This window comes from Bacteroides fragilis (assembly GCF_019583405.1).
In the GTDB taxonomy this organism is placed as follows: domain Bacteria; phylum Bacteroidota; class Bacteroidia; order Bacteroidales; family Bacteroidaceae; genus Bacteroides; species Bacteroides fragilis_B.
The window spans coordinates 11,831-26,649 of record NZ_SZUU01000011.1 but is presented as its reverse complement, the minus strand read 5'-3'; the positions used below and the strand labels follow the sequence as shown (position 1 = coordinate 26,649).

Genomic DNA, 14,819 nt, shown 5'->3' with positions numbered 1-14,819 from the left:
ATTGACCCAAACTATGATTCTACCTTTAAAATGTTTTTTTCATCACCAATCTTATTTCCTCAATTTAAGTAATACTAATATGGGATTATCTTCTTCATCAGCATTTGTTACAATTGCTCTCAGCTCATCTTGCTTTTTTTTGTTCAGAATATCAGGGTGGGCAGCAAAATATTCTTCTGTCAGAATCTCTTTCATATCGGAAGGATTCACGTATGCAAGCCAATAAGTTCCGCTACTACTCACAGATTGTGGATAGAAAGGAAGTCCCCCATCAATATCATTCTCAAAACCTTGGGCTAACGGAGTCCCTCTTTCATTCAAACAGATAGTCATTGGTATTGAAAACCCCTTACCTATATACTTGTCATAGCAAATAATGTAACACTTCCCCTGGAAACGAATTTCAATAAAAAAGAAACGTTCTGTCTCAAAAGCCTGGTTCATAGAAATATATGAATGATTAAAACTACTTCCACCACCTTGCGACCAAATTTTACTTATATCAGGACGATGAGAGCCATAATTCAAGAAATAACGTGGAACGAATTGCTTATTCCGGATAGTATAAACTGTATCCGAGGGGGCACCTCCACTGTGAGTTAATAAAACTACATCCTTATAGATACTTATACCGGGTTGTGAAATACCGGATTCAAGTCCTTCCAAATCTCCATACGGTTCTATCGGGTTAGCTGTTTGCAAGGAAGTACGCCGACAAAGGCTGTCTAAAAGTACATATCCATAGAATAAACGCTTTTCCTTTCTCACTCGCAATGCACGGGATGTATATGGTATCCCTATCCCCCAAAGAGCATGATCATAATAAAAAACAGTCTCGGTAAACAAATCGATACCCATAGGAGAAGATTCACGAATCACATGTCCATTGTAATCATACGTAATTACATTGTGTTTATAAACTGTCTTAATATAAATCAGCTTATCCTCGCTGTTTACACTAATATTGGCAATCTGTTTGTACTCTCCGGGACCCTGCCCTATTCGTCCGATCTGATTCACAAAATGGCCTAACGTATCTACTGTAAACGCATAAAAGGGATCATTCAGAATAAATAAGCAACTTTGTTCATCGTACTCCAAGCCACTTAAATAGCGTATATAGATATCTTCGCTTTGATTTTTTATAGGAATATAGAAAACATCTTCCACAAAGGAACTCAATTTTATGCTTAATGACTGGTTACGCATACAGGCCTCCAGATCAATAGTAAGCGGATAGTCTACTTCTTCAGAGGAAGTTATTTCTTCATTAAAAACAATTTCTTGTCTTTTAGGAGAAGAACAGGAAAGTAGAAGAAAAAAATAGAAAATAAAACTATATCTTATCTTCATATAAAATAGATTTTAGTTTAAAGCAAAATGCATACTGTTCAAGAAGTATATCGCAATATACGAATCATCCGTAGAATGTCATTCTTTTAGGGATATGTTTATCAGCACTATTAACAAGATTTTCAGGTGATGAATGGGGTACGAGGTTATTAATTTCTTATATGTACGTGTAGTTAATATCCTTCCTGCACGAGTTAACTTTATTTGCTCGTACAGGGAGGATACTAATAGAGTATTCTACTGGTTATTAACCTATTAGGAAAGAGATGTAATAAACAGATAAAATCTGTCGATCGTGTGAGACAGAGTGGAGTCGACGTAATACTTACTCTGATAAGTACAGAAGAATGATGATCACCGGAAAAGTTTATCGATCTCTTCTTCTTTTATGGTAGTCAACACCACACGACCATCCGGCGTATAGTTAGGCGAAGGACAGGCAAACAGATTATCGACCAAACTGACCATCTCTTCATTACTCAGCACCTGCCCATAGACAATGGCAGCCGCGCGGGCAAGGGTCAACGCAAGGATATCCTGAATTTCTTCTTTGACATCGTTGCCTTTCTCCATAGCGGTATGCAACATGCTGCGCACCAAATCGACCGGATTCAGTCCGTCGATGCCTGAAGGTACTCCGTTAATGGCATAACTGCCTCCACCAAGATCGCTGAGATCGAAACCTACCGCAGATAAATCGTCCATAATGTCTTGCAATACGGCTGCCTCAGAAGCCGGAAGTTGCAGAATTTCGGGGAAGAGAACGCCTTGTGAGAATCCCTGCTTCTGCTGAATCTGGGCACGATAACGGTCAAAGAGCACCCGAACATGGGCCCGGTGCTGATCGATCAGCATCAATCCGGACTTTACAGAAGTAAGAATGAAACGTCCCTTGAACTGCAAGTGCTGGGTCCCCTTCTCCATTATGGCCGGCTCACCGGCATAAAGAGTTGCAGGAGCGGCTGTAACAATACTTTCCTCTTCAATTACCGCAAATTCTTCCGGTTCGGGATCGGGTTCGGCGAAAGGCTGATTCATCTTACTGGCTTTCTCAAGACCACCGTACAAATCTTCCCAGTCCACTTTCGGACGGGAGTAATTGCCTCCACCGGAAGAAGAGGAGGACTTAAACGGATTGAAATCGGAATTGAAATGTACCTTAGGCGGCGCAGGAGGCAAGTTCTGTTCAAATGCAGGGATATCAGGCATGTCTTCCGTATCGAAATCGATAGAAGGGACGGCATTGAACTTGCCCAACGACTCTTTTACTGAAGCAGAAAGAATCTGCCAGATAGCCTGTTCGTTCTCAAATTTGATCTCTGTTTTGGTAGGATGGATATTGACATCGATGTTGGCAGGATCGACTTCAAAATAGATGAAATAAGAAATCTGTTCGCCTGCAGGGATCAACTGTTCGTAAGCATCCATCACCGCTTTATGAAAGTAAGGATGGCGCATGTAACGGCCATTCACAAAGAAATACTGATGGGCACCTTTCTTACGAGCTGTTTCGGGCTTGGCCACATAGCCTGAAACCTTCACCATCGTAGTGTTCACTTCCACACTGAGCAATTGCTGATTGAGCTTCTTGCCAAAAATAGAAAGAATACGTTGCCGCAAATGGCAGGCGGGAAGATTGAACAGTTCGGAGTCATTGCTATACAATGAGAAAGCAACCTCAGGATGTACCAGGGCAATACGTTCAAATTCGGCCAGAATATTACTCAACTCGGTGGAGTTGGCCTTCAGGAACTTACGCCGGGCAGGAATATTGAAAAAAAGGTTCTTAATGGAAAAGTTGCTTCCTTTGGGACAAGACACTGCTTCCTGACTCTCCACTTTGGAGCCCGCAATGATAATCCTGGTCCCTAACTCTTCGGATTCGGGACGTGTCTTCAGCTCAACCTGAGCAACGGCGGCAATGGAAGCCAGCGCTTCACCACGAAAACCCATCGTGCGAAGGGCAAACAGATCGGATGCCTCGCGGATCTTTGAGGTGGCATGCCGCTCGAAGGAGAGGCGTGCATCGGTTTCGGACATTCCCTTACCGTCATCAATCACCTGTATACAGGTCTTACCCGCATCGGTAACCAATACATGAATATTTTGTGCCTCAGCATCGATGGCATTCTCGACTAACTCTTTGATGACAGATGCCGGACGTTGTATCACCTCTCCGGCAGCTATCTGATTGGCAACCGAATCGGGTAATAAATGAATGATATCGCTCATAATAGATTTAGCTTTGACTGATTAATTTATAGGACTTAGAAAGACCAGCTACCGGTCTGCAAATAATGCCATAGAAAAATAAGCAGGGCAATGATAGCCAGAATGACACCCAAATGAGCAGGCTTACGCCCACTCTCCTTACGACGCTTCAGATGTGTGGTGCCTTCGATGAACTTTCCTCGAATATCTTCCGGAGAAAATTCTTTTTCGGGTAACATTCCCAAATCACGCTTGGCATCTTCTTCCATTTTCGTCAATTTTTCTTTCCGCTCGTCCACATAGATATATTGATGATTGAATCCACGCGGCTTTCGTACATTGAACATTCTCATAGCTATTTCATATTAATTATTTCACGTTTAGGACCACTGATGACCTTGCGCTCTGTTTTACGTAAAGCCTCACCTGCCTTTTTCCCTCTCCAGTTGAAAATGTCTTCCTTATTCAAAGGACGGACGTAATCAAACCAACTGAAGGTGGGCAATTTCATTTTGTCGGGCGGAATCTGATCCATTGGATAAAGCACGCAATTAGACTGAGGACTCATAATCATTTTTTTCATTTTCCTATCTCTAAGAAACAAATTAAGCAAACTTGTTTCAGAGGTATTCATACCAATCATCGTACTGTCCTTTTCCTCGGGATAATAAATTAATAGTACATTCCCTATCACATCTATTTTGCGTGCCTCACCCTCGGCAAAGTAGGCTTTGATCTCTTTTCCTGAGATCTGATTAAAATGAATGGAGTCTTTCTGTTCCACCGTGAGCGCCTGATTGATGATATGAGCCCAATCAATCGTACTGTCGTTCATATATATCTTAACCTCTTCTCCCAGCAGTTGTTGCCCTTCGTTCCAAATAATAGGATCGCGATACATGGTGAGGCAAGAGTCTTTCGTATTAAAGACCAATGAATCGCAAACGCCTTGCAGATCAATGCTGTACATACGTACCTTATGAAAAGCGCGCATCTCACGGAAAAGGGAGTCGGTGTCGAGATTATAACTATTCATCAGTAACGTATCGGCATGCATAAAGAGGCTGTCACCCCGTGAATAATCCACGGCAACAGCTCGCTTGGTGGCAAGAGCATTCTGCTTCAACTCGTCATAATAACAATAATCACCGGTAAGCATGTTCTTATTGACAGTGTCGTTCATCTGGACATTATCGAACGCCTCACCATAACCCGCTTTACGGTCATAGAAAAGGCTGTCACCGGTCAACTTCTTACCTTCATTGGTCAAAACCGAGCGATCCAGCAGTTCGGCTTGTCCGGAAACGGTATTGTAAATGCCTCGCTCGGAATAGATGTGATTTTGCTCACTTACAATATTGGAAGGGCCCAGAATGGTGGCAATCTTCGTATCCGTGCTATACTTCAGGGTATCGGAAGTAAGCACGAAACGGGGGTTCACGAGCTTGACATCATGGTTGAAAACAGAAAGTTTAGTGGCAGGGCTGTACTCGCCCCAGTCGGAAGTCAACACATTTTCTTCATCCATCAATGTACCCCCATCAAAATAGTAACCCAAATTGTACAAACGGTCATAATTCAGGCTATCTGTCAACAAGGTAGTATTCCGGTTGATCATTTTCACATTCTCGCGCAGTTGCGCTATCTGAGTCATGCCGTCATAAAACAAATAGTCACCATAGATGAAAAGAGTATCTCCCTGCTCCATACGCACATTGCTGAATGCTTCGAATGAATTCGTTTTTTCGTAAATCAAGGCACTGTCACAATACATGTACATGCTGTCGTGACGCAACTTGACCGAGCCAATCAACACCTGTACATCAGGGCGGGCCAGTTTATCAGCTTGTCCCTGATCGGCATGGAGCAAGTCGACACGGGTCTTTTTATTTCCCGTTGGCTTTTCCGGTTCAGCCTTCTTCTCCTGTTGTGGCTTCCTGTCGTGCTGCGGTTTCTTGTCCTGGGCCACCAGAAAACATACGGCAAGCAGGCATAGAATACCCGCTAAGAGAAATCTATGCCTGCTGTGGAATTTATGTTCTTTGTCTAATCTAAACATATCAAATCAGGATCAGTCTTTTTTAATCCAGCCCGGATATTTAAAGTCGCAACGCTGCCATGCCGGATTAATACGCACGTAGGTATGCTTTTGCTTTTCAACAATCCATTTTTGCAGCGCTTCTTCACGACGTTTGTCGAGCACAATTTCTTTCAGGTTCTGGTAGTCATCGGTGATCGTGGCCTTGTGTCCATTGATACGTGCCTTCAGCTTAACGATGACACAAACTTCCTTACCATCTTTGGGGTTGACCATAGTAAAGGCTTTGGAGATCTCACCGATATTCATCTTATCTACCACCTTGGCTATCTCCTGCGGCAAATCCTGCATCTCGAATTTTGCAGTCTGATTCACCGGATTCTGCATCAGACCGTGATTGTTGCGTGTGTCTTTATCCTGAGACAAAGCAGCGGCTGCCTGATCGAATGTAAACTTATCGCTACGAATATCGTTGGCTATGGAGTCAAGGCGCGCATTGGCTTCATCCAATTCCTTATCCGATACTTTGGGCTTCAACAGGATATGACGGGTATTGATACGATCGCCACGTTTCTCGATCAACTGGATGATATGGAAACCATACTCGGACTCTACGATCTTAGATATCTTCTTGGTGTCCTGCAAGTTGAAAGCGACATTAGCGTATTCGGGCACCATCTGGCCTTTACCCATAAAACCGGTTTCACCACCTTTGATGGCAGAACCGCGGTCCTCGGAATACAACAAGGCAAGCGTAGAAAAATCACTTTCGCCCTTATTGATACGGTCGGTATATTCACGCAAGCGCCTTTTCACATCCTCTATTTCAGAAATGGGCACTTTAGGTTGCTGCGTGATGATCTGTACTTCTACCTGAGTAGGTACATAAGGAATACTGTCCTGAGGAAGATCTTTAAAATAGCGGCGTACTTCCGCCGGAGTCACTTTGATATCACCTACCAGCTTCTGCTGCATCCTCTGTACAATCAATCCGTCACGGGCATTCTCGCGCAAGGCTTCGCGGATCTGCGTAGAAGTCTTATTAAACTCCGCTTCCATTCTTTCTCTGCTACCCAAAGCCTGAATATAATTACTGATCTGGTAGTCGACACGCTGTATCACTTCCGATTCAGGTACTTCGATACTATCGAGCACAGCCTGGTGCATATAAAGTTTCTGTACGGCCAACTCTTCGGGAATCACACAATAAGGATCACCATCAAACTTACGCCCCTCATACAAAGCGGCCAGTCGTGCTTCTTCCACATCGGACTTCAGGATAGCTTCGTCACCAACGACCCAAACCACTTCGTCAATCACATTGTCCTGCGCATAGGATGCCACGTTAGCAACCAGTGCCAGGGCAAACATAACAACAAATTTAAAGTTCACAAACTTCTTCATTCTGTGTATTTAATAATTTATAATCTTCTTTCTTTTTACTGCACGTTCGTACAAGTCGTCCTTTACTTGTTTCATAAAATCAACCCGCTTGATATTGACAAGCATATCTTTAACTTTCGGTTGGGCAAATTCGTAAGGCTCCTGTTCGCCTGCCACACGAAAATCGCTGATATTCAGAAAATAGTAGAATGCCGTATCTTTCAGTTCGATATGGCGGTTCTTATCCATATAGGCTTCCGGGGATTCCGCTTTCAACGGGATCATATCCAGCACATCGGCCACCCGCACCCATTTATCATAAAAATACTCATACTTCACAGCATTCTGCAAACTGTACTTCTCCAAATGCTCAACGGCATCCTGAGTTTCCGTCTTATACCACTTACGGACATTTCCCAGTTGGGGAGCGGTAAGGGGAACCTTGATAAACAGACCTTTCATCAACGGACGGTCCAGTTTAAACAGTTCTTTGTTCTTTTCGTAATAGTCTGCTATTTCCTGTTCGGGGATCTCGCCCGACAATTTCTGGCTGATTAGTTCTTGTTGATAAGTATGCATGATCAATGCTTTCCGGTAATTCTCGACCAACTTATCGATCTCACCGTTGTCGGGAATATTGCTTTGCGCCTGGTTAAACAACAAAACATCTTCAACCCAGCTACGAATGTAGTGCTCGGCGAAAAGAAGACTGTCATCTTTCGACAAACCGGCGGGGAACACGGCCTGAAGGTCCTCTTTGTACAAAAAGTTTCCATCGACCTCTACCAAAGGAGTCTGTCCTTTGTGGTCATGCTTGTCGGCACACGACACACAGAAAAGGAGAGAGATTAGCAGAAGGCCCGTTTTTCGCATTGTCAACTGAATTATACTTAATTTAAGGTACGAAGATAATACAATAATTCGTTGCTTCAGTGATTATTAACCGTTTTTAAAACCTCTTGGTTAATTTCAACCTTAGCGGAAGCTCTGAGACGTTCTGTCCAAAGTGCATCCAGATGATTCTGATAATCTTCGATCAAACGGGAAACAATCTCTTTGTAGGACTCCGGACCTTTCTTTTTCTCACCCAAAACAACGGTAAAAGGATAGGACTTTAATGGTTCGAAATTTCCTTTTTTAAACACTAACTTATCAACAAAAACATTGTCACCTTCGGCAAAAGTTCCTTGCTCTATCCGGATAATGGCAGGCGAAGCAGGAGTATTAAACGTCAGGCGGATGGCATCTTTCCACTCTTCCTCGGGAAGTTTCTTCAAGAATTTACGTGCACTTTTCAGAGTCTTTTTATGTGTTCCATGCAACACAGCCCCTCTGTAACGGGGCGAATCCCAGTCGTAATCGGTCCGGTGCTCCTTGAAGAAGTTCTTCAGCGCAACAGAATCTGCCAGGCTGACCTGATGGGTTTCCCGGCGGGTAATAGCGGCCAACAGCAAATGATCACGATGTTCTTGCAGTGTCCTGCGGAACTCAGGATGTTTCTGCTCAAGGTGACTGTTCTCATAATCGAGAATTGATTTTACCACAAAAGCATCCAACTGCCTCTTTATCCCCATGGGATGGGCAGCGGCAAACCGTTCAAAGTCCTTCCCTGTAAAGTTTTTACCGTCCAGTGTAAAAAGAGTACGGGAGGTCTTGCCTTGAAAAAGCAACTCTTCCATCGCCACTTTGTCCGGAGTATACCGATAGCTCTCCTTCAGTTTGTTTACCAGGATTTCGGTCCCTTTATCCGCACCCGGACGATGGGACAGTTTACGGATTAACCTGTCCCGTATCTGTTCAAATGGAGGGAGTTCGCGTCTGCCCGTCACTTTAACGATATGAAGTCCTTTAGGAGTAAAAAACGGCTGGGAATATTCGCCATCCTTCAAAGAGAAAGCGACCTCCTCAAATTCCTGTGGTGTCTGCAACCAACTGATCCAGGATTCTGCTTTATCATCAGAATATTGGTTTACCAAAGTTTTGAAATCGGTATCGGGATTTGTCCTCAATACATTGTAAAGAGAATCCATTAAAGCCTGCGCCTCCCGCAAATGATGGGGCAGGGCCGTCTGGGGAAGATAACGGAAAATATGCATAACCCGAACCTCGCCGGCTATGGAGCGGCTCTTCATCTGATCGTAAAGTTTTCTGGCACAGGCTTCCTCTGCGGACGAATCTGTAAGATAGGATTTAGATAATGAACGATGGTAGTTGTCCATCTCCGCACGAAAGGCAGAGAGAGTATCCAACCCGGCTCTCTGTGCCGCATGCAGTTTCAACTTCTTATCGACAAAGAGATCAACACAAACCTTCAAGGCTTCTTTCCCGGATACTCCCGAAGGCTTATTCCGATGATAGAAAGACTCAAACTCCGAGCGGGAAATGTCTTGCCCATCGATCCGCATCAACACAGGATCTTGCCGGGCATAGCCGGCAATAAACCCAAACAAACAGGTCAGTGCACCAACCAGAATCTTCTTCATACCATTCTACGTTGAGATATTCATATCGGAATAAAATAAATCGAGTTCACTACAAAGGACACGGATTAACACAGATTGATAATTTATCTCTTTGATATTGAAGATTAAAAGTTCTGTGTTAATCCGTGTAATCTGTGGTGGAAAACAGCGACCAGACGGCAACGGCCAAACGCCCGATAAACAGGCTGTTATTCCGGACGGCTGTAATTAGGCGATTCGCTTGTAATCGTCACATCGTGTGGATGGCTTTCCATTACTCCGGCATTGGTGATGCGAGTAAACTTGGCATCATGTAATCTCTCGATGTCAGGAGCACCACAATATCCCATCCCGGCACGCAGACCACCGGTCAATTGATAAATCACTTCATATAAAGTTCCTTTATAAGGCACGCGAGCGGCAATGCCTTCCGGAACCAATTTCTTCACGTCCATCTCGCCACTCTGGAAATAGCGGTCTTTCGAACCATTCTCCATCGCTTCGAGCGAACCCATACCACGGTATGACTTAAACTTACGTCCATTAAATATAATCGTCTCGCCCGGACTTTCTTCTGTACCGGCAACCAATGAACCGATCATCACACAGTATCCTCCGGCAGCCAGAGCTTTCACCACATCACCCGAATAGCGAAGTCCGCCATCGGCAATCAAAGGAATACCTGTACCTTTCAGAGCTTTGGCAACATCATAAACAGCCGAAAGTTGGGGCACGCCTACACCGGCAACCACACGTGTCGTACAAATGGAACCCGGACCGATACCTACTTTTACACCGTCAGCTCCGGCTTCCACCAAGGCCTTGGCTGCATCGCCCGTAGCAATGTTACCAACCACAATATCAATATTGGGATAACGTTTTTTCGCTTCGCGCAAAGTATCGATCACTCCCTTTGAATGTCCGTGGGCCGTATCGATCACGATGGCATCCGCACCGGCATCCACCAACGCCTGCATGCGGTCGAAAGTATCGGCAGTCACACCTACACCGGCAGCTACACGCAGACGGCCTTTCGAATCTTTGCAAGCCATAGGTTTATCTTTGGCTTTTGTAATATCTTTGTAAGTAACCAGCCCTATCAGTTTTCCTTCTTTATCGACTACCGGCAGTTTCTCAATCTTATGGTACTGCAAAATTTGCGCAGCTGCTTCCAGGTCGGTAGACTGATTGGTAGTAACCAGATTGTCTTTTGTCATCACCTCATCGATACGTTTATCCATATTACGCTCGAAACGAAGGTCACGATTCGTTACAATACCAACTAAATATCTATTGTCATCCACTACCGGGATACCACCGATTTTATATTCGGCCATCAATGCAAGAGCATCGCGTACGGTAGATCCTTGCTTAATAGTGACAGGATCGTAGATCATACCGTTCTCGGCACGCTTCACTGTAGCCACTTGCTTAGCCTGCTCCTTAATGGACATATTCTTATGGATCACACCAATTCCTCCTTCGCGCGCAATGGCAATCGCCATTTTGGCTTCGGTAACCGTGTCCATAGCGGCAGTTACAAACGGAATCTTTAACTCAATGTTTTTTGAAAACTTTGTCGAGAGATCGACAGTGCGTGGTAAAACTTCAGAATAAGCGGGGATCAACAATACGTCGTCATAAGTTAATCCATCCATTACAATCTTATCGGCAATAAATGACATAGGGCTATGCGTTTAAAAATTATTGCGTGCAAATATACAGTTTTTATTCAAGACTGCATAAGTGCACGCAATTTTTTTCGCTTTTTTTAATTAGCCATTTCAGAGATAAACTTGATACGAACCAAACGAACTTCTTCTTCGGTAAATTCGTCGCCGAGCTCCTCAAGCGCATCGTCAATCTTATCTGTTGTCGACTCCTTGAAATAATCATAGATGTCGAGCATGTGGTCTTCGTCCATAATCTCATCCAGGAAGTAGTCGATATTCAGCTTAGTACCCGAATAAACGATCGCTTCTACTTCATCCAGTAATTCACTGAACTCAATGCCTTTGGAAAGCGCAATATCATCCAGGGCTACTTTACGGTCGATGGCCTGAATAATGGCCACTTTCATCTTCGACTTATTGGCAACAGTGCGTACCCGTAAGTCCTCCGGACGTTCAATCTCATTCTCTTCGCAGTGTCTCTTAATCAGCTTGCAGAATTCTTCGCCGTAACGTTTGGCTTTTCCGGCACCTACGCCCGGGATATTCTGAAGTTCTTCGAGCGTCACAGGATAGATAGTAGCCATCGCTTCAAGAGAGGGATCCTGGAAAATCACGTAAGGAGGCACTTCCAGTTTCTTCGATAACTTTTTCCGGAGATCTTTCAGCATAGAATAAAGAACCGGATCGACTGCACACGAACCTCCACCTCTTGCCGGTGTTTCTTCTTCCACTTCTTCAAAGTCATTGTCCTCGGTAATCTTGAATGACTTGGGATGTTTAAGGAATTTCTTTCCTGCATCGGTCACTTTCAGCAAACCGTAGTTTTCTACATCCTTACTCAGATAACCGGCTATCAACGCCTGACGAATCACGGCATTCCAGGTTTTGTCTTCTTCTCCCATTCCTGATCCGAACACTTCCAGATCTTCATGTAAGTGTGCCTGAACTTCAGACGTTTCGCGTCCCTGCAGGACATCAATAATATAATCTGCCTTAAAATTTTCTTTTACCGCTATGATTGTTTCGATCACAGCACACAATAATTCTTGAGCCTCCACTTGTTTTTTAGGGTTTAAACAGTTGTCACAATTTCCACAATTTTCTTCCGTGTACTCTTCGCCGAAATAATGTAGTAATGTCTTACGGCGGCAAACGGAAGATTCAGCATACGCAGCAGTTTCCAACAGAAGCTGCTTGCCAATTTCTTGTTCTGCCACAGGTTTGCCTTGCATGAACTTCTCGAGTTTCTGCAAGTCTTTGTTTGTATAAAAGGTAATGCACTGGCCTTCTCCGCCGTCTCTTCCGGCGCGGCCTGTTTCCTGGTAATACCCCTCCAGGCTCTTTGGTATATCATAGTGGATGACGTATCGCACATCAGGCTTATCAATTCCCATTCCAAATGCGATAGTAGCTACAATTACGTCGATCTTTTCCATCAGGAAATTGTCCTGATTCTGCGTTCGCGTTGCCGAATCCATACCTGCATGATAAGCACGGGCATTGATCCCGTTGGCTTGAAGTATCTCAGCAAGCTCTTCTACCTTCTTCCGGCTCAGGCAATAAATGATGCCCGACTTTTCCGGATTGTTCTTGATGAACTTTATGATGTCCTTATCTACATTCTGAGTTTTAGGACGTACCTCGTAATACAGATTCGGACGGTTGAACGAAGACTTGAAGACGTGTGCATCCACCATTCCCAAGTTCTTCTGAATATCGTGCTGCACCTTCGGCGTGGCCGTTGCGGTCAGCGCAATAAGAGGTGCTTTTCCTATTTCATTAATAATCGGACGTATCCTGCGATATTCCGGGCGGAAGTCGTGTCCCCATTCGGAAATACAATGCGCTTCGTCGACAGCATAGAACGAAATCTTTACTGACCGCAGAAACTCTACGTTCTCTTCCTTCGTCAATGATTCGGGAGCAACGTATAGCAATTTTGTTTTTCCGGCAAGAATGTCAGACCTCACCTGATCAATCGCACCCTTGTTCAAAGAAGAGTTAATGAAATGAGCCACACCGTCTTCTTCACTGAAGTTGCGCATCGCATCTACCTGATTCTTCATCAGCGCGATCAGCGGAGAAATCACAATGGCCGTACCTTCCATTAATAAAGAAGGCAACTGATAGCACAGAGATTTTCCACCGCCGGTAGGCATCAGCACAAAGGTATCATTACCATCAAGCAAATTCTGGATGATCGGCTCCTGGTTCCCCTTGAAATTATCAAATCCGAAATACTTTTTCAGTTGGTCTGTCAAATTAATCTTCCCTGCCATCTTAATATAGGTTGTTTTATTCAGTTCATGGTTTAACTTAAAAACACTCGCTTTGCTTGGAAAGCGCTCTAACAAAGTTATAAACAACTTCTTAAATATCAAGCATAATCAGACTAATATTTTTCAAGAAAAAACGGAACTCACCTCCATTATTGCCCTTACCTTTTGATTTTAAGCAGTTTGCAATCTCGCAAGATTTGCTTTTTCGAGCTGATGCTTCGCATAATCCAGTGTCACTTCATATTCTTTCTGGTTTTCAGAAGGAATCTCGAACATGACATCCATCATAATTGTCTCCACGATAGAGCGCAATCCGCGGGCACCCAGTTTATACTCCACTGCCTTGTCGACGATATATTCGAAGACTTCGGGCTGGAAGGTCAACTGTACACCATCCATCTCGAACAATTTAATGTATTGTTTGATAATGGAATTCTTGGGTTCGGTCAAAATGGCACGAAGCGCGTTCCGGTCGAGCGGATTCAGATAGGTCAGAACCGGCAAACGGCCAATAATCTCCGGAATCAGTCCGAATGACTTCAAATCCTGCGGTGCGATATATTGCATCATGTTGTTTTTGTCGATAGTAGCCGTCTTACGGGAAGCGTTGTATCCTACGACATGGGTATTGAGACGCTGGGCAATCTTTTTCTCGATGCCGTCAAACGCTCCTCCACAGATAAAAAGGATGTTTTTCGTGTTTACGGGAATCATCTTCTGGTCGGGATGCTTACGTCCTCCCTGAGGCGGAACGTTGACCACAGAACCTTCGAGCAGTTTAAGCAATCCCTGCTGTACGCCTTCACCGCTGACATCACGCGTGATGGAGGGGTTGTCTCCCTTACGGGCAATCTTGTCTATCTCGTCGATGAAGACAATGCCTTGTTCTGCCTCGGGCACATTGTAATCGGCTACCTGAAGCAGACGGGTGAGGATACTCTCGATATCTTCGCCTACATAACCGGCTTCGGTCAACACGGTCGCATCCACTATCGTAAAGGGTACATGCAACAGTTTGGCTATGGTACGCGCCAAAAGGGTTTTACCGGTTCCGGTGCTGCCCACCATAATGATGTTCGATTTTTCAATCTCCACATCATCACCGCTATCTTTCTGCAACAGACGTTTGTAGTGGTTATATACCGATACGGCAAGAAAACGTTTGGCATCGTCCTGGCCAATCACGTACTGGTCGAGGAAATTCTTTATTTCTACCGGTTTGGGTAGTTCCTTTAAGTTGAGTCGGGTAGCTCCCGCGCTCTGTTTGCCGGCTCCCATGGCTTCCTGAGTAATCTCATAAGCCTGGGTCGCACAGCTGTCGCAAATGTAGCCGTTCATCCCTGTAATCAGGAATCCGACTTCATTCTCCGAACGGCCGCAAAAGCTACACCTTTTTTTATTATTCTTTGATTCAGCCATG

At 44.4% G+C, this 14,819-nt stretch carries 10 protein-coding genes; all 10 read right to left on the bottom strand.

Translation table 11 applies throughout. The features are described 5' to 3' along the window. Window positions 1–51: 51 nt before the first annotated feature. The 10 genes from FDF36_RS18570 to clpX all read right to left on the bottom strand — a co-directional run bounded on the left by FDF36_RS18570 (window position 52) and on the right by clpX (window position 14,818). The gene (locus tag FDF36_RS18570) at window positions 52–1,353 is read right to left on the bottom strand and encodes a 6-bladed beta-propeller (protein ID WP_220392340.1); all 1,302 of its coding nucleotides are present in this window, start codon (window positions 1,351–1,353) and stop codon (window positions 52–54) included. A gap of 354 nt (window positions 1,354–1,707) precedes the next feature. Then, complete coding sequence (mutL, locus tag FDF36_RS18565) at window positions 1,708–3,585, bottom strand: DNA mismatch repair endonuclease MutL (protein WP_220392339.1); 1,878 nt, start codon at window positions 3,583–3,585, stop codon at window positions 1,708–1,710. Between the two features lie 35 nt (window positions 3,586–3,620). After that, on the bottom strand, window positions 3,621–3,917 hold the full coding sequence (locus FDF36_RS18560; RefSeq protein ID WP_220392338.1) for a hypothetical protein: 297 nt from the start codon (window positions 3,915–3,917) through the stop codon (window positions 3,621–3,623). Window positions 3,918–3,919: 2 nt separating this feature from the next. Then, complete coding sequence (locus tag FDF36_RS18555) at window positions 3,920–5,623, bottom strand: OstA-like protein (RefSeq protein WP_220392337.1); 1,704 nt, start codon at window positions 5,621–5,623, stop codon at window positions 3,920–3,922. A gap of 12 nt (window positions 5,624–5,635) precedes the next feature. Then, window positions 5,636–7,006, bottom strand: a complete 1,371-nt coding sequence (locus FDF36_RS18550) for a peptidylprolyl isomerase (RefSeq protein ID WP_220392336.1) — start codon at window positions 7,004–7,006, stop codon at window positions 5,636–5,638. 9 nt (window positions 7,007–7,015) lie between these two features. Continuing rightward, on the bottom strand, window positions 7,016–7,858 hold the full coding sequence (locus tag FDF36_RS18545; RefSeq protein ID WP_220392335.1) for a peptidylprolyl isomerase: 843 nt from the start codon (window positions 7,856–7,858) through the stop codon (window positions 7,016–7,018). Window positions 7,859–7,914: 56 nt separating this feature from the next. Beyond that, window positions 7,915–9,468, bottom strand: coding sequence for a peptidylprolyl isomerase (locus tag FDF36_RS18540; RefSeq protein WP_220392334.1), 1,554 nt, complete (start codon window positions 9,466–9,468; stop codon window positions 7,915–7,917). A gap of 188 nt (window positions 9,469–9,656) precedes the next feature. Next, entirely contained in the window at window positions 9,657–11,132 is a 1,476-nt protein-coding gene (gene guaB / locus FDF36_RS18535) for an IMP dehydrogenase (RefSeq protein WP_220392333.1), read from the bottom strand. Window positions 11,133–11,218: 86 nt separating this feature from the next. Beyond that, window positions 11,219–13,399 carry a DNA helicase RecQ gene (gene recQ / locus FDF36_RS18530; RefSeq protein ID WP_220392332.1) on the bottom strand — a complete coding sequence of 727 codons (2,181 nt, stop codon included), beginning with the start codon at window positions 13,397–13,399 and terminating at the stop codon, window positions 11,219–11,221. 171 nt (window positions 13,400–13,570) lie between these two features. Beyond that, on the bottom strand, window positions 13,571–14,818 hold the full coding sequence (gene clpX, locus FDF36_RS18525; RefSeq protein WP_005782309.1) for an ATP-dependent Clp protease ATP-binding subunit ClpX: 1,248 nt from the start codon (window positions 14,816–14,818) through the stop codon (window positions 13,571–13,573). Window position 14,819 lies beyond the last annotated feature (1 nt).